Below are 20,066 nucleotides of genomic sequence, written 5' to 3'. Positions count from 1 at the left end.
CCCCGACGGCAACATCGCGTTCCGCCCACCGGTACCCGCCAAGCCGCGCATCGCCGGCACCGTCCCGGCACGCGTCACCAGCCCGCAGCAGAACGATCCCTACAGCAACATCGATGGGGAAGGGCGCTACCGCGTCAACTTCCTCTTCGATCGCGATACCTGGCCCGCCGGCCGCGAAAGCATGTGGCTGCGCCTGGCGCGGCCCTACGCAGGCGACACCCACGGTCTGCACCTGCCATTGCTGGCCGGCACTGAAGTGGCCGTGGCCTTCGAGCAGGGGGATCCGGATCGGCCGTTCATCGCGCATGCCTTGCACACCAACCTGCAGCGGGACCACGTCACCATCCACAACCACAAGCGCAACGTCCTGCGCACGCCGGCGAACAACAAGATTCGCCTGGACGATACGCGTGGCCAGGAACACATCAAGGTCAGCACCGAGTATTCCGGCAAGAGCCAGCTCAACCTGGGGCATCTGGTGGATGCCCATCGCGGGAAGCGCGGTGAGGGCTTCGAATTGAGAACCGATGACTGGGGCTCTATTCGCGGTGGTAAGGGCGTGTTTATCAGTGCTGACAAACAACACCGGGCTGGCCGAGATGTACTGGATATGTCGGCAGCTATCGAACAACTCAAAACAGCCCTCTCACTGGCACAGACATTGGCGAACGCAGCTACCGGTGCCGGAGCCAAACCCGGTGATACGGCCAGCCAGGACCGACTCAATCAGGCCTTGATCGACCTGGCAAAGCCCGGTCTGCTACTGCATGCCCCGGAAGGTATTGGTGTGGTGAGCCGCCAAACCGTGCGCCTGGCTTCCGGTGCCGAGAGTGTTGGCATCATGGCTGGGCATAACGTTGATATCGGTGCCGACCGCGACATAACCGCCGTGGCGCAAAAAACCATCAGCCTGTTTGCGCACGGCGCTGGTATGCAACTCAAGGCCGGCGCCGGCAAAGTCGAACTCCATGCTCAGAGCGACGACCTGCACGCCCTCGCGCAGCAAGACGTCAAGATCGAAAGTACCAGCAGCCGCGTAGAAATCACCGCTCCGCAGGAGCTGCTGCTGCATTGCGGCGGCGCCTACATCCGCATCAAGGATGGCAACATCGAACTAGGCGCACCGGGCAACATCTACCTCAAAGCGGCCCATGTACAGAAACAGGGCGCCACCAGCCTCAACATCACCCCCACCCAGCTACCTGCGGGCTACAGCGCAGGCTACACGCTGACCGATCAGCATCAGCAACCCATGCCGTTCACGCCTTATCGCATCACCAGCCCCGAAGGCGAAGTCTTTGAAGGAGTGACCGACCTGGCCGGCCGCACCATGACCATTCATACCCTGGTGCCGAGGGATCTGAGCATCGATATGCCGACAAGCGAGGGTCCATTCGACGAGCAGCTCTGCCTGACCTGCGCCAGTGGCCCTTTACCCGGTGGTTTGAAGTACGTGGCGTACCTGGCTGATGGAACCTCACAAGAGGGTGAGACCGACGATAGTGGGCGAACCGCGCGGATTGTCACTGAGCAATCAGTGCAAATCACTCGCCTGGAATTGCAACCGCCAGAAAGTGAGGCAGAGGCTGCCTGTTGTTCGACCAAAACGCCCGGTGAGCCACTCATTGTCGATTTGCAGCCCATTAAAGTATTTACCAACAGCGTCAATATTGGAGCCTCGACGAAAATCGTGCCGTTGCCTGAAGGCGATGAACGCTCTTTGACCGCGGGTGAAATTGCCATGGCGCGAATTGTTTTCCAGGATGCGATCGACTACAGCAAGGTTAAGGTTCATCACGGTGGCTGGTGGTTGTTCTTGGGGTTCCAGAACGCAGCGGTAACGCCTAATGGCGAAATGTACTTCCCCAAAAGCACGGGGCTCTATAGGGATGATTTTTCAAGCACGACTAACGATAGGGATAAAGCATTATTAATTCATGAAATGACGCATGTCTGGCAGTTTCAGTTGGGTTATTGGATTAAGTGGCATGCCTTATGGGTCACCAGTCGTGGTGCATCGGTCTATGAGTACGAACTGAAGTCTGGTGGGAAGCTGTCAGAGTACAACATGGAACAGCAGGGAGACATCGTCTCCGATTACTTCATGATCTGCGTTCTGCAGAAGCCAGAATTCGTATGGAATCCTGCGAATCAGTCTAAAAACCCGGCGCTGCTGAAAGCTACGGTTCAGGGTTTATTAAAAAATCCCCAAGAAACCTATAACTTGCCGGAGTGAGATTCTGATGAGATTTTGCTGCGGATGTATTCTGCTGGTTATTGCCACCTGCGAAGCTTGTGCAACATCTGTGGGGTGGAATGGTGAGCCGGTTTTAAAGTCGATAGACGGTTCACCGGCAATCTGCTTGCCCAGTGATGCTAGTGAGGCGTTTCCTGTAAGTAGAGTCCTTCTTTCAGAAAGCTATGTGAACAGGCCATTGGGCTGGGAGTTAAAGCTCAAGCCTAACGCTGCCCCGCTGGTTTTGAAATCAGGCGAATGCTTTAGGTTTGGTCAAATTCCAGATGGATATGAAGTAGATATGCCTTCAAGGCTCAAGGTGCTGCAGAAAGACATAACCTACGTGTTTATGATGGATAGGATTAATGATGCGCGGCACTACAATTACTTTTATTCGACAGCTTTCTGCGTAGAAGGCGATGTTGATGCGGGATATAAGTATTCTCAGTATGTGCGCTTGCCAGATGGAGGCGAGGTGGTTCCTTCTTGTGATGCCACTAGTAGGAAGGAGAGTCCTCCATGGAAATAACCGGAATCACAGGCTGTATCAGTGCGGCGCTGGCAACTGGCGTGTTCAATCTTACCGCCAACGCCACACCCTGGGGAATGGCAAGGAATGCAGAGATTGGAATGACGGATGGGATGATTTCCATCTGCATCCCTTCTGCGGAGAAGAACGACGTGGCTATCGCCTCACTGTCGGTGACGGAGAGCGAGCTCAATAATGGCGAGAGGCATACTCCGTGGGATGTCGAGATGAAGCCCGGTGACCCTTTTATAAGTTTGCCCCCGGGCGGTTGCTTGAACTATGGCGCGGAGCTTGCGGGTTACACCGTCAATACGCCAGCGAGCGAACTGCAAGCCGGTGTGACCTACAGCGTTCGCTTGAACCGGTTTGTTCGTAACCCCCGGCGCACCGATGTGCTGTTTTATACAGCCGTATTTTGCTCGGTCCAGCGGGGCAGTGATTGGCAGTACCTTCCTTATGTATTCGAGGAAAGTGGCAGCGTGGTGAAGCCTCAATGTCAGTGACAGTGCACTGCCGGAGTTCAGTCGTGCGCTTGACGGGCGGGAGCAGTGGCCAGGCGCCCGCAGCGCTTTCGCCCGTGTATTCATTACTTGCAAGGAGTTGAGCATTGAACATGGCAGCGGCTCTGAACCTCGGTGGTTGTCTTTTGCTGTTTTCACTGACGGGTTGTGCGCAAAACCAAAATTCCACCCAGGCGTTCTCCCCTCCGCCGGGCGGTGAGCAAGTCACGGTGACCGTGAAAGTTCCGCAAGACCTTGCCGCCGACACTCTGCGCGTGATGTACCGCTCGCAGAAGTGCCAGGTCAAGCGCTCGGGCGCGGACTGGACGAGTTATGAGGAAGATGGCCGTCACGCGATCGAGGTCGTGCCACAGCGCCAGGGAAATAGCGATCTGTATGTGGCGAAACTGGACAGGAGCGGCGGCGGTGCCTGCCAGTGGAATTTAAGTAACGTGACCTTTGGGGTGCATTACGAGAATACGGCGCAGTTTGGAGAAGGCGTGACGTACGGATACGGGGGAGGGGTTATCGTGATTTTCGATAATAATCTACCGCAGCGCAGAAGTATGGATGAGGTTGTGGATGTAAGCGGGGATGTAGTGGTGCGGGAGGATTATTATCCATGGGTTATTGAGACTTTTATTGGTGGTCACGAAAAAACCTTGGTGATAATGGGCAGGCAAAATGTCTTTAGCTATCGCTCGAGCAATGCTCGAAGTGTTGTTTTTGAGCCGATCCTGCACTCCGGGCTTGTTGTCAGAACTATTGGTGTAAAGAGTGATGGGGCGGGAACGTCGGAAAACATATATCCAGATGGAACGCGAGAGTTTAGTGGTTATGACCCAAGCTTGCGAAGACTAAAGATCATCAGTGAAAGTATGAATTCCCGCTAATTTTATTTCGTATTCACCAAAATTATTTTTGCTGCCTCAAGGATGACCTTGCTATGCAGGATTATTCGCATCGTACCGATACCATTTGTACGTTCAAACCTGTCCAGTTTTCCGCCCCACAACAACCTTTCTGGGTGGAGTTTCAGTTGCTGGATGAGCGCAATGTTCCCCTGGCCCATCAACCCTACCGTGCCGCCAATGAGGCGACACGGTGCGGTCTAGTACCCGAGTACAGCGGAGAAAGTGATGCCCAGGGGATTATTCGCCTGGATGGCCTGCACAAGAAGGACCTGACTCTGTGGCTGACCGCGGACCCTTTGGCCAAGGAGCTGCAAACCCGCCGTTTGCGGCCATTGCGCGCGGAACACCCGGTGCCACCGTTGCCGCCCTATCTGTACGAACCGCCGCTGGTCAATTTCTCCCCCATCGAAAAGCAGGCGCGGGCTGAGGGGCACGCCTACCGCTACCTGCGCATCGGGCAGTTGTGCGATCAGTTCCCTAAAATTGATGCCGACTGGAAAGGAAAAAGGCTACCCGCCTTCCATTTCCCCGATCCGAACTTCAGCGGCTTCGTGGTGGACGACAAGTCCCTGAACCGTCGCCATGTGCTGGAAATCTGCCCGTTCCGTGCCTGGTCGCTGGTGCTGCACCACCAGGCGGATTACAGCCTAGTGACGGCCTATAACCTGGGGCTGATGGCCAACCTTGCATACAGCACGATCGTTCAGGAGCAGAAGAAGAAATTCCCGAAGGTCAAGATTGACGCCACCACCCTGCGTGGTGGGGCGGAGGAATTCCTTTTCCGCCAGTGCCTGGACCTGTCGCGCACTCCGTTAATGGTCGATTCCAAGGGCTACCGCCTGCCCGCGGTGGTGGTGGATGTGCCCTTCGACGAGCGCTATACCACCGCTGTGATGCTTGATACCACGGATGACGATCTGGATCGGAGCGGCGTGGATATTCCGCGCCTGGACATTGAGAACACTCAGCTGTTCTATTTCATTAATAAAAAGGAAGTGGTGGTGGCCTGGCGCGGCACCCAGGAACCGACGGACTGGCTGACCGATTTCCAGTACCGGCCTCGGCCCGCGGACGGCGGCAATACGAAGTCCGATGCCCCGTGGCTGGCAGCGGCGGGAAAGGTGCACGATGGCTTCCTGAAGGCGTTTCAGGTAGTTAAAAAACTGTTCCCGAAGGACTTTAAGGAGATTGGAACTCAGGTTGGGAGAGGGAAAAAGCTTTTTGTCTGCGGCCACAGTCTAGGCGGCGCACTGGCTCTGATTCATTCGGCGGAGCAGCAAGAACGTAAACCTGTCCTCTACACCTACGGCATGCCACGCACCTTCACCAAAAAGGCGGTGGAGAGCCTGGACCAGGTGCCCCACTTCCGCCACGTCAATAACGCCGACACCATCACCAGCGTGCCGCCCGAGGCGGAGCTGGACAATATCCTGTACGACGCGCTCGGCCCGCTGGGCGATGACCTGGGCTATATCTGGTCGGTGCCCGAATTGCTGGCCAGCAAGATCCTGCGCTTTGGCGACCCCTATTGGCACCACGGCAAGCTGGCCATGAACTACCGCGCCGACCTGCATGCCGCCGTGCCTTATACCGGCTCGGCGGCTCGCGGCAGCAAGGACGGCCTCGGCGCGCCCCGCCACACCCAGTTGCTCAAGCCGCTGTCGCCGAGCAACTTCATCTTCGTCGTGCCCAGCCTGGGGGCCGAGGCCAACAAGAAGGCGGAGGACGCCCAGAAGGAGCTGGTCAAAACCCTCACCACGGCCAGCCTGAACGAGTATTTCCCCAAGCACACCAACCCCGAGCGCAGCACCAAGAGCACCAACCCCTTCGAGCACTCGATGATCGATGGCTACCTGCCCTTCCTGCACAACAGCCTGCTGGAGCTGTGTGCGCCTCAGCAAACCCCACGGCGAATCGAACTGCGGGAGCAGTTCAAAACGACCCTGGAAAACCAGCACATCCCCAGTCCCGAACGGGCGCGCACCCAGGCGTTTCTCGAGTTGGAAAAGTTGCTGCCGAGCAAGGCCCTGCCGGTGACCCAGCAACTGGCCGGGGGCGACGAGGCGCTGCTGCGCTTTGCCCGTGAGCGGGAGATTGCCGAAATGGTCGAGACCATGGCGCCGCGCCTCTTCGGCGCGGTCTCCAGCGTGCCGCACGCTGACCCTGTGCGCGAGCCGAGCTGACGCCATGAAGCAGAGCACTCGATCCGCTACCGCCACCCACCCAACCCGCCACGTGCCCACAAGGAAACCTGCCATGGCCCGGCCAGTCACCTGTTCCCTCGCCAGCCTGCTGATGCTGCTCAGCCTCGGTGGCTGCGCGCAGAACCGCACCCACGAGCTGGCGCCGCCGCCCGGTGGTGCCCAGGTGCACTTCAGCATCAAGGTGCCGCCGGACCTGGCGGCGAACCCGATGCGGGTGATGTATCGCTCGGCAAAATGCCCCGCCACCCGCTCCGGGGCGGACTGGACGACTTACGAGGAAGACGGCCGCCACGCCATTGAGGTACTGCCGCAGCGCCAGGGCAACAGCGACCTCTACGTTGCCGACCTGGCGGTGGACGGCGGTGGTGCCTGCCAGTGGCAACTGAGCAACGTGACCTTTGGTGTGGACTACGGCAATACGTCGCGCTTTGGCGCTGACGTCAAATCCGGTGGTGGGGCGGAGATAATTTTGATTTTCGACGAAAACCTGCCGCAGCAGCGATCAATGTACCCGCCAGAGATAGTTAATGGGGATTTGACAATAAAACAAGACTATTACCCTTGGATTAGTGAGTCATTCCTAATTAGGCATGAACAGCTATCTCGTTTGTTTGGTAATACAAATTCTTTCATAACATACAAAGTCAAACAGGCCCGTAATGTCACTTTCGAGCCAGTACTGCATGCGGACTATGTCGTGTATTCGGAAGGCCCCAAAGTCAAGCGAGAAGGCAACTACACCCGCTTTACCTACCCTGACGGCAGCGTGGTGGCCGATGGCGACAGCAAGCCTGACTTCAGGAAGCTGGAAGCGATTAGGCAGGGACGTCAGCCATGAACGCGCGTCTTTCCCTGCTCATTGGCGGACTGGGCCTTGCGCTGACCCTGACGGCGTGCAGCTCGCGCTATGACCTGGCACCGCCGCCAGGCGGGCCGCAGATTAGCGTGACGATCAAGGTGCCCGAGGGCGCTTCGGTGAAGGCCATTGAGGCGAAGTATCTGTCTGACCAGTGCTTCCCGCCGCAGTCCGGGCCCTTCAACAGCTACGGCTCCGAGGTGCTGAAGGTCAAGCCGCAGCGCCAGGGCGACAGCGACCGCTACGAGGCGCGACTGGACCTGGATGGCGGCAGCATTTGCCGCTGGCGGCTCGCCACTGTGACGGTGGGGGTCAAGTACTGGCGAGCGGGGTTGCTCGACCTGGCCGGCAGTATGCAGGAAGACGTAACGGCTCTCTTCAACGTCGATCGCCAGCCCGAGCGCCTTAATGAGTTGCCCGAGGCCATGCGCACCCGCAAGGAGCTGCTGCTGACCGCTCACTACTACCCCTACGTGGCCGGAGCGGGATCGGGCAGTGCGGTGATCCGCTTCATTGCCAGCGGTTCGGATTATGCCGAGGGACCGGCAGCCGAGCGCCTGGTGTTCGAGCCCCAGGTGGAGAGCAAGTTCGTGGCGCGGATGAGCCAGGATGCTCAGGGGGAGTACAGCATTCTCTACCCGGATGGTAGCCGCAGGCCGGCGGAAACCTGGCATCCGGATGTGGAGAAGCTGGACGCCATTCGTTTGGGAGCGCTGCCTTCTCGATGACAAGGTTTTCATTCGCGTCGTTAAGGCGGCAAGGGCGTTTATCCCGTGATTGAGATGCCGTCAATTCAGCGCTCTGAACAAGGGCGATTCCGTATGCAAGGTAGTGGGAGTTATTGGTAATGAAGAAAGGACTCATGTTCGCTTTTGCTGTCGTTGTATTGGGCGGTTGCGCGAGTACGACACAGATAAACGGCAGTCTCGCGCAACATCCGGGTGCGACGAAGAATGCCGAGAATTCTTATTTCATTGATTTTGAAGGGCACGAGATTGTTGAGCTTGCGCCGGGAGCCAGGTTCTCCGAGGGAAGACGAGATGCGGCTCGGGGTATTACGAATAAAGCTGGCGAGACAGGAGTCTTCGTGGTCAAGGGGGATATTCAGGATAAAGACTATCGAGTGTTGCCGACCTACCGCGATTTTCTTTATGGCGCGTCGTACGGACTTAAGGATGAGAAAGGGAAGCCTGGATCATTTGTCGAGTACACGATCATCAATCAGTGCGACAAAAATGATCGTTATACGTCGGTGAGCGATATGCGGGGCAATACGGTGCTCTTCACTACGGAAAAGCCCTGCGACCTCTTGATTGAATTTCCTGGCTCGGAGTGAGCGTGCTTTCCGATCTTCCGGGAGGGAGTTTTTATGCCTGAGGGACTCGTTTTGCTTGGCGACAGGACCACTCACGGTGGCCAGGTCATTTCTGCGACTTCAACCCACGAAGTGCACGGCAAACTCGTGGCGCTGGTGGGTGATCAGGTCAGTTGCCCTGCCCATGGCGTCAACGCCATTGTTGAAGGCTGCACGGACTGGTCCGAGAACGGCCGCGCACTGGTGGTGAACGGGTGCCGCAGTGCCTGCGGCTGCCAGGTGATTTCCAGCGCCCCCGACTGCTCGGTGTTGTAAGCCATGGCTTGGAATCGTCGTGCGCCTGACGTCATCGAGGCACCTACGCCACTGTCGATGATCCGTTGGCTTGGAGCTGCTCTGTTGGCCGTGATCATTGGCATCGGTTTGTTCGTGCTGGTGGTGTCCGGGCGCCTGCCCGAACTGAGTACCTTCAACCCCTGGATGCTGGCTGCTTCGCCATTGCTGGTGTGGCTATTGGCGTTCGCGATACGCAGCTACACGTTTGGCGGTGCGCTCGGTCATTTCCAGTTCCTCGAGGAGCAGGCTGATGACGCCAAGGCCGCCTGGAACCAGTGGGCGCAGCGGAGTTTCGGGGTGCAGGCGAGTTGCGTGGTGTTGCCGGAGCAGGTATCCGCGGCCGTGATCGCCCAAGGAGCCCCTGGTGAGCCTCGCCGTCCAGGCGAAGTCTGCCGAATTGCTGAACTTCCGGCGGAGGGCAATGAGCGTGTGCAGGTGGCGTTGCAGCAGCTATTCGCCGGCGTAGGCCCTGCCCTGAATGCACTTCCCGTCGATCGTGATTTGCGTGTGACGGTGCTGAGTGACCTTGAGGCAGAAGGCCTTGAGGCGTTCCGCACGGTGTGGGGGAAAGCCTGGCTCAAGGCCATGCCTGGACGTTTGCACGTAGCACCGAACTTCGTCAGTGAGCTTTCCCTGCAATGGCTGGAAGACAACCTGAAGGCCCCCGGCGCGGCGATCGAGCTGATCCTGGTGCTGCAGGTCAACGGCGCGAGCGCGTACTCCGATGGATTGGCTGCCTTGTTGCTGTGCCCGGATGCCCTGGCGCAGGAGTGGGAGCTGCCCGTGCAAGGCCGGTTGCTGCGGCCGATGCCTCTGAATGTCGACCAATTGGATACGGAGCTTCCGCTCTTCCTTGAAACCCAATTGGCCGCACGAAGCGCAACCAGCATCCTCGCCGACAGCGTGCAATGGCAGCCGAGCCTGGGAGCCATTCTCGCGATGGGCGTGGCGCGGCAGGCGAAATTCCAAGTGGGTCAACAATGGATTCAGGAGTCGCTTTGTGGCGTGCCAGGGCCTTTCAGTGTCTGGCTGCTCGCGGCGTTGGGCCTTGAAATCAGCCGGCATTTCCAGCAGCCGCTGGTGCTGCTCAGTCAGGAGCCCTTGCAGCATTGGATCAGTACTGTCGCCGCGGGAGATTTGGTATGAGGACCTATAGCAACCTTTGGCGTCGGGCTGGCGGCGGGACGTTGATCGTTGTGGCGCTGGGGGCAGTGGGCGTGCTGATCTGGCGTTATGGCGATCGGATAGGGCTGGTCGAGGATCGCGACAAGGTGCTGGCCTTCCTGCTGCTGTCGGTCATCGTGCTGATCCTTCGTTTCGCTCCCAAACTGCTGGCCCATATCAAACGCCAGCAGCATCAAGAGCGAGGCGTGGCGACAGGCGTTCGTCCTGCATCGGATGGGACCCTACCGCCTTCTAGCAAGCGTGCTTCGCCGAAGGACGAGATCCCTGGACAGTTGCAGGCTCAGTACGGCTTCTTCTGGAAGCGCAAGGTCCGCCTGCTGCTGGTGGTTGGTGAGCAGGAGCAAGTCGAGGCAATAGCACCTGGGCTGTTCAAACAGCACTGGCTGGAGGGGCAGGACACCGTGCTGCTGCATGGCGGTTCGCTCCAGGGCCAGTGGCAAACCGATGTGGCGGCGTTGTTGAAGTCGCTGCGCCGTTCGCGCCCGGTGGATGGAGTTGTCTGGGCACTGAATGAGGGGCAGGGCAATGATGTGGCCACCCTGAGCACGGGTGTACGCCAGTTACGCGACCTGAGTCAGGCGTTGCGCTGGCAGTCGCCGCTGTACCTGTGGCAGGTGTGCGCGAGCCCGTGGACCCAGGCCGAGCGCGAGGCGCAATCCGTAGGCTGCCTGCTGCCGGCTCGGGCCACCGCAGAGCAGATCGAGGTGTCGTTGCGCAAACTGGTGGTGCCGCTGCGTGAGCGTGGGATAGGCCAGATCGCCGAGCACTCTTCCCATGATTTCTTGCTGCGCCTGTCCCGTGACCTGGGGCGTTCTGGCATCAGCCAATGGCGTCAGGCGCTGAGCCCCTTCCTGGCACAACTCAATCGTTCGGTGCCGCTGCGCGGTTTGCTGTTCAGCCCGAAGCTCACCGGTATTGCTACCGGCACGCCGAATACGTGGTGGCCGGAGGCGAGTTGGAACGCGGTACTTGGGGACAAGTCTACCCGCGGTCGTCGTTTGGCCTGGTCCTGGGTGCGGGGAGCCTACATCGCAGGATTGGCACTTGCAGGCCTATGCGCCCTGGCTTTCCTGTTGTCCTTCGCCAGCAACCGTAGCCAGATCGCTACCGTGGAAGCGGCATTGGCAATCATCAACATGCAGGGCGATGCCGATGCACAACTCAAGGCCCTGCACGAGCTGACTCGTGAAATGGCGCGTCTGGATTACCGGCGTGAGCATGGCGTGCCCTGGTACCAGCGTTTCGGCCTGAGCCAGAACGATGCCTTGCTGTCGGTGCTGTGGCCGCGCTACACGCAGGCCAACAATCGCTTGATGCGCGATTTGGCGACGAAGCACCTGGAGCAGCAACTCGCGGAGTTCGCCGCCTTGCCGGCGGACAGCCCGGAACGCACGTCGCGCGCGGAGGAGGCTCACGCCCAGCTCAAGGCCTACCTGATGATGGCCCGCCCGGAAAAGGCGGACCCGGCGTTCCTGGCCAGGGTGCTGACCGGCGAAGAAACCGTACGCCCCGGCGTCACGTCCGGCCTCTGGCAAGACCTGTCGCCCAACCTCTGGGCCTTCTACGCCCAGCACCTGGCTGCGCATCCCGAGTGGCGTACGCAGACAGAACCCAGCCTGGTGTCCCAGGCCCGGCAAGTCCTGCTGAGCCAACTGGGCCAGCGCAACGGCATGGCCAGCCTGTACCAGCAGGTAATCGACCGGGCGAGCAACAACTACGCGGCAATTACCCTGAAGAACATGGTCGGCGAAACCGACGCATCGATGCTGTTCGATACTCCCAACAGCGTGCCGGGTATGTTCACTCGCCGGGCCTGGGAGGGCCAGGTAAGGCAGGCCATCGACGAAGTTGCAGAGGCCCGTCGCGAGGAAATCGACTGGGTGCTGAGCGACCAGCAGAACACCATCGACAGCGACCTGAAGCCTGAGGTGCTCAAGGCGCAACTGACCGAGCGCTACTTCCAGGAGTTCAGCGGTGCGTGGCTTGCGTTCCTCAACAGCATCCGTTGGCGCAAGGCGGACAGCCTGTCTGACGCTATCGCGCAGTTGACCCTGCTCAGCGACGTGCGCCAGTCGCCGCTGATCGCCTTGATGAACACTCTGGCCTACGAGGGTAAGACTGAAGTCAAAGGCGAGGCCCTCAGCGATTCGCTGATGAAGTCAGCACAGCAGTTGCTGGACAAGGACAAGCGGCCGGTGATTGACCAGAAGGCCAGCGGCCCGCAGGGGCCGCTGGATACCACCTTTGGCCCGATCCTCGCGTTGCTGGGTCAGGAAAAATCCGCGAGCAGCAACGACAACCTGAGCCTGCAAGCCTTCCTGACCCGCGTTACGCGTGTACGCCTGAAGCTGCAGCAGGTAACGAATGCCCCCAACCCTCAGGCGATGACCCAGGCTCTGGCGCAGACGGTATTCCAGGGCACCAGCGTGGACCTCACCGACACGCTCGACTACGGCAGCCTGATCGCCGCCAGCCTGGGCGGGGAGTGGAACGGCTTTGGGCAGAACCTCTTTGTGCAGCCGCTCAACCAGGCTTGGGAAGGTGTTCTGCAACCCTCGGCGGCGGGGCTGAACCGCCAGTGGGAGCGAGCAATCGTGGGCAACTGGGAACGCTCCTTCGATGGTCGCTACCCCTTCGCCGTGAGCGGTAGCGATGCCTCCTTGCCGATGCTGGGGCAAATGATCCGCGCGGGAACCGGCCGTATCGACCAGTTCATCAGCTCGCAACTGGGTGGTGTGCTGCACAAGGAAGGCAACCGCTGGGTGCCTGACAGCGCCAACAGCCAGGGCCTGCACTTCAATCCGCAGTTCCTCAAGGCGGTGAACCAGCTCAGCGAACTGGCGGACATTCTGTACACCGATGGTGGTATGGGCATGACCTTCCAGCTGCAGGCCAAGCCGGTGCGCAACGTGGTGGAGACCACCTTCATCCTCGATGGGGTGAAGTTGGAGTACTTCAACCAGATGGAGAGTTGGCAGCAGTTCACCTGGCCGGGCGGCACCGACCACCCTGGCGCTTCGCTGAGCTGGACCAGCCTCAAGGGTGGGGCGCGGCTGTTCGGGGATTACTCGGGAACCTGGGGGCTGATCCGCCTCTTCGAACAGGCGCAGGTGACGGCACTGGACAGCAGCGACACGCTGTTCGAACTGGTGCTGACGGCACCGGACAAGCTGCCGCTGACCTGGCAGCTGCGTACCGAACTCGGCAGTGGGCCGCTGGCCTTGTTGCAACTGCGAGGGTTCACGTTGCCGGCCACTATCTTCGATGTGGGAGCGGGGCAGTCGATGCCCTATGCCAACCTCGATCCGTTCGAATAGGACACCCCGATGAGTTTGCATGGACTGATATCCAACTGCCTCGACGGTCAGGATGCCGTGGCGCTGGCCAAGACCCGGGGCGCCCATTGGGATGCCTGGCTGAAGCCGATCAGCAAGGCTGCACCCGTGGGGGAGGACCCTGGCTACGATGACGACTTCCAGCACATGCGCGAGGAAGTCAACAAGCTCTCAGGCGCAGATGTGGAGCGGGTAATCGGGTTGGCGGAGCAGTTGCTCAAGCAGCGCTGCAAGGACCTGCGGATTGCCACCTATTACCTTTGGGCGCGCACGCAACGCGATGGCGAAGCAGGGCTCGCCGATGGCCTTGAGTTGCTGGCGGCGCTGCTCGGGCGTTTCACCAGGCAGGTGTTGCCGATTCGTCCAAACAGCCGGCGCATGGCGCTGGAGTGGGTGGCCAGCGGCAAGGTTCTGGACAGCCTGTCGCTGTTTCCCGAGGTCGTAAAAATGGAGGCGCAGCGCACGGTCGCTGCGCTTGCCTGGCTGGAGCAGATCGTCTCGGCCTGGCCGGAAGGCGAGCGACCGGGCCTGGGATCGCTGTATGCAGCCCTGGCCGCTCGCTTGACGCAGTCAGGCGGGGTCAATGCTCTTGTGCCACAAAACAGCGCCGTGCAGAGCGAGCCGACTCCCCATTCGGCGGCACTGGTGCTGCCGGCGATAGGCTCCGGACGCGACCTGCTGGACGGCGGCAAGGCCCTGGCCGGCTACCTGCGCGATCAGCCCCAGGGCTGGCTGGCGGCCCACCGCCTGATGACCAGCCTGCGCTGGGACACCGTGCATCAATCGCCGCCACAGGAGGTCAACGGTTATACCCGCCTGGTGCCGCCCCGCACCGAGTACCGGGCGCAGCTCAAACGCCTGTACCTGCAACAGAGTTGGGCAGAGCTTCTGGACCAGGTGGAGCGCATGTACGCCGAAGGAGTGAACCATTTCTGGCTGGACCTGCAGTGGTACCTCTGCCAGAGCCTGGGCAAGCTGGGTGTGCCCTACGAAGGCTGGGCGGACATCATCAAGCGCGACCTGGGCATGTTCCTCGATCGCTTGCCGGGCATCGATCAGTTGCGCTGGAACGACGGAACACCGTTCGCCGATGAGACCACGCGCGATTGGATTGTGCAGCATGTCAGCGGCAACCAGCCTGCGGCCTGGATGTCCACACCGGTGGCCGCCAGTTCGACGACGGACGACATTCTTGCCCTGGAAAGCGAAGCATTGGCCCAGGCCGACAGCGACGGCGTCGGAGCGGCGTTGGCCTGGCTGGCGACACGACCCGAGGTGACCAGTGGGAGGCAACGCTGGCTATTACGCCTCTTGATGGCGCGGGTAGCAGAGCAGTACGGCAAGAGCGACCTGGCGATCCATCTGCTGGGCGAGTTGGACAGTGTCGCCCAGCAACAGCATCTGCAGGCCTGGGAGCCGGAGCTGGCATTCGAGGTCAAGGCTCGTTTGCTCAAGTTGCTGCGGCAGAAAGCCCAGCGCAATGACGTGGACAAGACCGCACTGGCCCAACGCATGGAGCATCTGCTGGCTGCCCTGGTGGCGGCCGACCCGGTACGCGCGGCGGTGCTCTGTGGCTAAGCCTCCCTTACTTTCAGGAATTCATTGGTGAGCATGGACAATCTGACGCTGCGTTATTTCGATGCCGAAATGCGCTACCTGCGCGAGGCCGGCAAGGAGTTCGCCGAAGCGTTTCCGGATCGGGCGGCGCAGCTCAACCTGGACAAGGCAGGCGCGCGCGACCCCTACGTGGAACGCTTGTTCGAGGGCTTCGCGTTCCTGATGGGACGCTTGCGCGAGAAGCTTGACGATGATCTGCCGGAGCTGACCGAGGGCCTGGTGAGTCTGCTGTGGCCTCATTACCTGCGCACCATTCCCTCGCTGTCGGTGGTCGAACTGTCGCCGGACATTCGCGAGATGAAACGTTGCGAGACCATCGCCCAGGGCTTTGAGGTTCTCTCGCAACCGGTTGGCCCCAAGCGCACGCGCTGCCGCTATACCACCACCCAGGACGTCATGCTGAATCCGATGGCGATCGAGTCGGTGCGAGTGGCCAGCGAGCCGGATGGCCGCTCGGTCCTGCGCCTGCGTTTTGCCTGCAGCCCCTTGGCGGACTGGTCGCAGATCGACCTGAGCCGCCTGCCGCTGTACCTCAATGCAGACGGTCCGCTGGCCTGCGCGCTGCATCGAGCACTGACGCTCAATGCCCAGACGCTTTATGTCCGGGTGCCAGGGCATACGGACCGACTGAAGCTGGACGGCCATTTCTCGCCCAAGGGGTTCGGTGATGAAGATCGCCTGTGGCCCAAGGGCGACAGTGCCTTCAGCGGTTACCAACTACTGCTGGAGTACTTCACCTTCCGCGAGAAGTTCATGTTCGTCATGCTCCGCGGCTTGGAGCAGATGCCGATCCCACCGGAGCTCACTGGCTTCGAGTTGGACGTGGTGCTGAGCGAGCAGTGGCCGCACGAATTCGTGGTGACAGCCGAGAATGTGCGCCTGCATGCCGTGCCGGTGATCAACCTGTTCGCCCTGGAAGCTGACCCGCTGACGCTGTTGCCGCTGCAAACCGATTATCTGCTGCGGCCGATGCGCCTGCAGGACGGCCACACGGAGATCTATTCGGTAGACAGCGTCTCGTCCTCCAAGCATTCCACGAAACGCGACTACGTACCCTTCACCAGCTTCCGCCACAAGGGCGGCATGCTGCGCGACGACGCGCCGGAGCGTTACTTCCATACGCGGATGAAGCGCGGCGCGAATGGCATGCATGACACCTGGTTGATCCTCGGCGGCGAAGGGTTCGATGCCGATCGTTTGAGCGACACCGAGAGCCTCTCCCTGCGCCTCACCGGCACCAACGGTCAGCTGCCGCGGAAAGCCTTGCAGAGCACGCTGCTGGACTCGCTGGTGAAGTCTCCTCTTTTCGGCTTGAAGGTGCGCAACCTGTGTGCCCCGACCCTGCCGTGCTATCCGCCCAACCAGGACCGCTTCCACTGGCGAGTGCTCAGCCACCTGGGCTCGAATTTCCTGCCCATGCTGGACAACGCCGAGGTGCTGCGCGGCACCCTGGCTCTGTACGACTGGAGCCATAGCGAACTGAATCGTCGGCGCTTGGCGGCCATCGTCGAGGTGCGTCATCACCTGATCCAGCGTTTTGAAAAAGGCTTCCTGCTGCGTGGCGTGGATATCGAAGTAACCCTGGACGCCAATGGCTTCAGTGGCGAAGGCGATATCAGCCTGTTCGGCGAGATGCTCAACCGCTTCTTCGCCTTGTATGCCGACATTCATCTGTTCACCCAGCTCACGCTGATCCTGCAACCTACTGGAAAGTGCCTGCGATGGAACGAGAATCACAGTCAGCGTATTCCCGGCTGAAGGCCAGCGGCCTGCTGGAGGTGCTGGGCGAGCGGATTTCGGAAGCCAACCTGTACCGTTTCTGCCAGTTGCTCGAGGCGGCGGCGCCGGGCAATCCGCCGCTGGGCACGACGGCGCGCCCCAGCGACGACGCCGTGCGCTTTCGGCCGCATCCCGGGATGGGCTTTCCTGCCAGTGAGCTCAGGGCCATCGAGTACGACGACGAGCATCCGGAGCGCCCGCCCACTGTGCGTACCCGCCTGCTTGGGTTGTACGGTGTCGACTCGCCGCTGCCCACCGTGTATCTGGACGACATCGCCCAGCGCCGCGAAGGTCATGAGGCGCTGGAGGCCTTCCTCGATATCTTCAACCATCGAGTCTTCACCCAGTTCTACCGCATCTGGCGCAAGTACTCCTATCCGGCCACCTTCGAGGCCGGTGGAGCAGACAAGACCTCGCAGTGCCTGCTCGGCCTGATCGGTCTGGGCATCCCGGGAACTGCCAACCATATCGCCACGCCGGTTTCGCGTTTTCTCGCGCTACTCAGCGTGATGCGGCTACCTACGCGAAATGCCGAGGGCATCGGTGCATTGGTGAAGTTGTTGGCCCCCAATACACGGGTTCGCGTGACACCGCATTGGCCGCGCAAGGTGCCCCTGGCGCAGCCCGCAGGGCTGTCGCGCCATAGCCCGGTCAGCCTTTGCCAAGGTACTCCGCTGGGAAACGTTGGCGCGGATGCCAATAGCCAGGTGCGCCTGGAGCTGCTCACCGAAGACCTCGCCGAAGCGCAAGGTTGGCTGCCAGGCCAGCCACTGCACACGGACCTGCTGGTACTGCTGCGGGTTTACCTGGGGTGGCGTTGCAACGCCAAGCTTGCACTCACCTTGCCGGTTGAGTGCCTGCCTGAACCTGTGCTGGGCAGCGCAGGAGTGTGGCTTGGGCTGACTGGCGTGCTCGGGCTTGCCGGTGGGAATCCGGAGCGTGCAGAACAACCGTGCATCACCGTCAACCTGGGCCGTTACCAGGGGCTGACAGAGAATATGACGCCCAGGGAGGCACAGCATGTCGCGTACGCTATTTAGGACCCTGCTGGTTACCACGACGCTTGTCTTGACGCTCGGCGGCTGCGGCTTGAGCCAGCGCGCGATGGACGGCGGCAGCACGATCGCCCATGGCATTTTCTACAAACAGGTCAAGATTCTGCATCTGGATCTGAATGCTCGGGCTGCCCTCAATACCAACAGCACGGACATGTCCGGACTCTCGGTATCGACCCTGGTCCGCGTCTACCAGTTGAAAGACCGGAAATCGCTCGATGCAGCAGACTATGAGAGTTTGCTCAACGAGGGTGATGGTGTCCTGGCTTCGGACCTGGTGGATTCGCAGCAGTTGGTGGTGAAACCCGATGAGGGTGCGCAACTGAATGTGCCGTTATCGCTGGATGCGCAGTATGTTGCGGTGGTCGCGCTGTTCCGCGCCCCAGACACGGAAAACGGTACCTGGCGCCTGGTGCTCGCCCGTGAGGACCTGGAGCCGGACCAGGCGAGGGTGATCGAGCTGGGTGACAACGCGTTGAATCTGGTGCCGTTGCCGAAGAAGGATTCCTGGTGGTGAGCGAACAGAGCCCGTCGCTTTATGAACTGCTGTTGCAGAACTTCACCGGTGAACTCGATCTGCAACGGGTCAGCGAGGCGGATCAGCCATTGTTGTCGGTACTGGACAACCTGCGGCGCATCCTGAACTGCCGCGCCGGCACTCTCAGCCATTTGCCCGACTATGGCCTGCCGGACATGAGCCAGATCCTGCAAGGGATGCCGGGAAGCGCGCATGGGTTGATGGGCACCATGACCAGCATGCTGCTCAAGTACGAGCCGCGCCTGGCCTCGCTACAGGCGGTGCTGCTGCCGCAGACGCTCCCTGGGCACCTGCAGTACAGCCTGGAAGTCGAACTGCGCGACGGTACCCGAGCCACATTCGGCACGACGCTGGACCCGCAGGGCAAGGTGCTCATGCGTCACCTGAGGCAGCAGGAGTACCTGGTGCGCTGATGGCAATGGAGTGGGATGAAGGGATGACAGTGGTCGAGGAAAAGCTGCGCCTGGGCGGTAATCCCCAAGGGCTTGAGAAGTCTGCGGCTCTGGGCGGCGAGCTGGCGAAACTGAATCATCCAGCGCAGCCGGATATGGACTGGCCGCGAGTGGAGCGTCTGTGCGTGGCGTTGTTTTGTGAACATGGCATGGAGTTGCAGTCCGTGACGGCCTTCGCCTTGGCCAGGGCGTATCTGCACGGATTGCAGGGGTTGGAAGAGGGGCTCGGCTTGACCCGCAGGTTGCTTGTCGGCGACTGGGAGAGACTCTGGCCGCTCACTCCGGCCGTGCGCATGGAGATGCTGGCCTGGCTGTTCACACAGGTGCGTCCGTGGCTGCGTGGCGTGTCACTGTCGGATGCGGACGTGCCGGTCCTGTTGCGGCTGGAGGAGTCACTGAAGGCGCTGGCTGATCTACTGCAACAGCGACAGCAGATGGCCCTGGCGTCGCTGGAGGCGCTATGCATTCAGGTGCAGGGGCTGCTCAGGCTGTTGTCTGGAGACGGACACGCGACGTCCCGGACAGTGACGACCACACCGGCAGAGGTCAAGACTGGTTTGCCAGTGCCCGCCGAGCCCATTGAAGAGCGGCAGATGGTGCACAGGCGCAGCGGCGACGCTCCTTCGGTCGTGGTGCTCACTCTGGACCGTGAGCCCGTGGCGACTGAGCGCAGTGGCCGCAAGCTCTGGCCATGGCTGCTGGTGCTGGGCGCGCTGCTGGTGTTGACCGGGTTGCTGGCCTGGGTACTCAGCCAGGGGCGGCAAGCCGCGCGGGTGGTTGCGCCGACGCAGGCAGTCTCTCCTCAGCCGTTGCGCCTGGACGGCCAACTGCTGTTTCCTCCCGGCAAGGCGGAACTCAGGCCCGATTCGGACAAGGTGCTGGTCAGAAGTCTGATCGACATCAAGGCGCAGCCCGGCTGGCTGATCATCATCACCGGACACAGTGACTCGACCGGAGATGCCCGGCACAACATTGAGCTGTCGCGAAGCCGAGCGGCCGCTGTCCGCGACTGGATGCAGCGGATGGGCGACATCCCCGACGATTGCTTCGAGGTTCGCGGCGCCGGTGATAGCCAGCCGGTTGCCAGCGACGAAACGGAGCAGGGGCGCAATGCCAACCGGCGAGTCGAGATCATTCTGACTCCCGACGGCGGCGCTTGCCGCAACGACAAGTCGCACCCGGACGCCTGAGGCTTGCGTCGCACCGAAAGTCAGC

The 20,066-nt window shown here is 60.8% G+C and carries 17 protein-coding genes; all 17 read left to right on the top strand.

Translation table 11 applies throughout. The annotated features are described in order from the left end of the window. The coding region (locus tag A6723_RS15920) for a type VI secretion system Vgr family protein (protein ID WP_064979805.1) at positions 1–2,236 on the top strand (2,236 nt) is incomplete at its 5' end. 7 nt (positions 2,237–2,243) lie between these two features. Further along, a complete protein-coding gene (locus A6723_RS31800; protein ID WP_139092999.1) occupies positions 2,244–2,765 on the top strand; it encodes a hypothetical protein in 522 nt (173 codons plus the stop codon). Then, the gene (locus A6723_RS15915) at positions 2,756–3,268 is read left to right on the top strand and encodes a hypothetical protein (RefSeq protein WP_054909306.1); all 513 of its coding nucleotides are present in this window, start codon (positions 2,756–2,758) and stop codon (positions 3,266–3,268) included. Before A6723_RS31800 ends, A6723_RS15915 begins: the two co-directional genes overlap by 10 nt. Positions 3,269–3,372: 104 nt before the next feature. Further along, positions 3,373–4,158, top strand: a complete 786-nt coding sequence (locus A6723_RS15910) for a hypothetical protein (RefSeq protein WP_371914058.1) — start codon at positions 3,373–3,375, stop codon at positions 4,156–4,158. Between the two features lie 53 nt (positions 4,159–4,211). Beyond that, positions 4,212–6,362: a lipase family protein gene (locus A6723_RS15905; RefSeq protein ID WP_082450719.1), complete on the top strand. Its 2,151-nt coding sequence runs from the start codon at positions 4,212–4,214 to the stop codon at positions 6,360–6,362. Positions 6,363–6,435: 73 nt separating this feature from the next. Continuing rightward, positions 6,436–7,221: a hypothetical protein gene (locus A6723_RS15900; RefSeq protein WP_054909308.1), complete on the top strand. Its 786-nt coding sequence runs from the start codon at positions 6,436–6,438 to the stop codon at positions 7,219–7,221. Continuing rightward, positions 7,218–7,967 carry a hypothetical protein gene (locus A6723_RS15895; RefSeq protein ID WP_054909309.1) on the top strand — a complete coding sequence of 250 codons (750 nt, stop codon included), beginning with the start codon at positions 7,218–7,220 and terminating at the stop codon, positions 7,965–7,967. Before A6723_RS15900 ends, A6723_RS15895 begins: the two co-directional genes overlap by 4 nt. Before the next feature lie 119 nt (positions 7,968–8,086). Beyond that, positions 8,087–8,575, top strand: coding sequence for a hypothetical protein (locus A6723_RS15890; protein ID WP_139092998.1), 489 nt, complete (start codon positions 8,087–8,089; stop codon positions 8,573–8,575). A gap of 33 nt (positions 8,576–8,608) precedes the next feature. Then, the gene (locus A6723_RS31315) at positions 8,609–8,869 is read left to right on the top strand and encodes a PAAR domain-containing protein (protein ID WP_054909311.1); all 261 of its coding nucleotides are present in this window, start codon (positions 8,609–8,611) and stop codon (positions 8,867–8,869) included. A 90-nt stretch (positions 8,870–8,959) separates the two neighbouring features. After that, on the top strand, positions 8,960–10,036 hold the full coding sequence (locus tag A6723_RS15885) for a hypothetical protein (RefSeq protein ID WP_256233880.1): 1,077 nt from the start codon (positions 8,960–8,962) through the stop codon (positions 10,034–10,036). Continuing rightward, a complete protein-coding gene (locus A6723_RS15880; RefSeq protein WP_054909313.1) occupies positions 10,033–13,392 on the top strand; it encodes an ImcF-related family protein in 3,360 nt (1,119 codons plus the stop codon). The genes A6723_RS15885 and A6723_RS15880 overlap by 4 nt, the downstream gene beginning before the upstream one ends. Positions 13,393–13,401: 9 nt before the next feature. Next, positions 13,402–14,988, top strand: coding sequence for a type VI secretion system protein TssA (gene tssA, locus A6723_RS15875; protein ID WP_054909314.1), 1,587 nt, complete (start codon positions 13,402–13,404; stop codon positions 14,986–14,988). 27 nt (positions 14,989–15,015) lie between these two features. Next, complete coding sequence (gene tssF / locus A6723_RS15870) at positions 15,016–16,785, top strand: type VI secretion system baseplate subunit TssF (protein ID WP_054909315.1); 1,770 nt, start codon at positions 15,016–15,018, stop codon at positions 16,783–16,785. Then, positions 16,749–17,846 (top strand): type VI secretion system baseplate subunit TssG, encoded by a 1,098-nt coding sequence (tssG, locus tag A6723_RS15865; protein WP_054909316.1) that lies wholly within the window; start codon positions 16,749–16,751, stop codon positions 17,844–17,846. Before tssF ends, tssG begins: the two co-directional genes overlap by 37 nt. After that, entirely contained in the window at positions 17,827–18,378 is a 552-nt protein-coding gene (gene tssJ, locus A6723_RS15860) for a type VI secretion system lipoprotein TssJ (protein WP_054909317.1), read from the top strand. The genes tssG and tssJ overlap by 20 nt, the downstream gene beginning before the upstream one ends. Next, the gene (gene tssE, locus A6723_RS15855) at positions 18,375–18,812 is read left to right on the top strand and encodes a type VI secretion system baseplate subunit TssE (RefSeq protein WP_054909318.1); all 438 of its coding nucleotides are present in this window, start codon (positions 18,375–18,377) and stop codon (positions 18,810–18,812) included. The genes tssJ and tssE overlap by 4 nt, the downstream gene beginning before the upstream one ends. Continuing rightward, the gene (locus A6723_RS15850; protein ID WP_054909319.1) at positions 18,812–20,041 is read left to right on the top strand and encodes an OmpA family protein; all 1,230 of its coding nucleotides are present in this window, start codon (positions 18,812–18,814) and stop codon (positions 20,039–20,041) included. The genes tssE and A6723_RS15850 overlap by 1 nt, the downstream gene beginning before the upstream one ends. Positions 20,042–20,066: the final 25 nt, after the last annotated feature.

It is taken from the genome of Pseudomonas sp. AU11447 (assembly GCF_001672555.2).
In the GTDB taxonomy this organism is placed as follows: domain Bacteria; phylum Pseudomonadota; class Gammaproteobacteria; order Pseudomonadales; family Pseudomonadaceae; genus Pseudomonas; species Pseudomonas nitroreducens.
The sequence above is the reverse complement of the archived record's forward strand: the minus strand, read 5'-3'. Positions and strand labels throughout refer to the sequence as shown.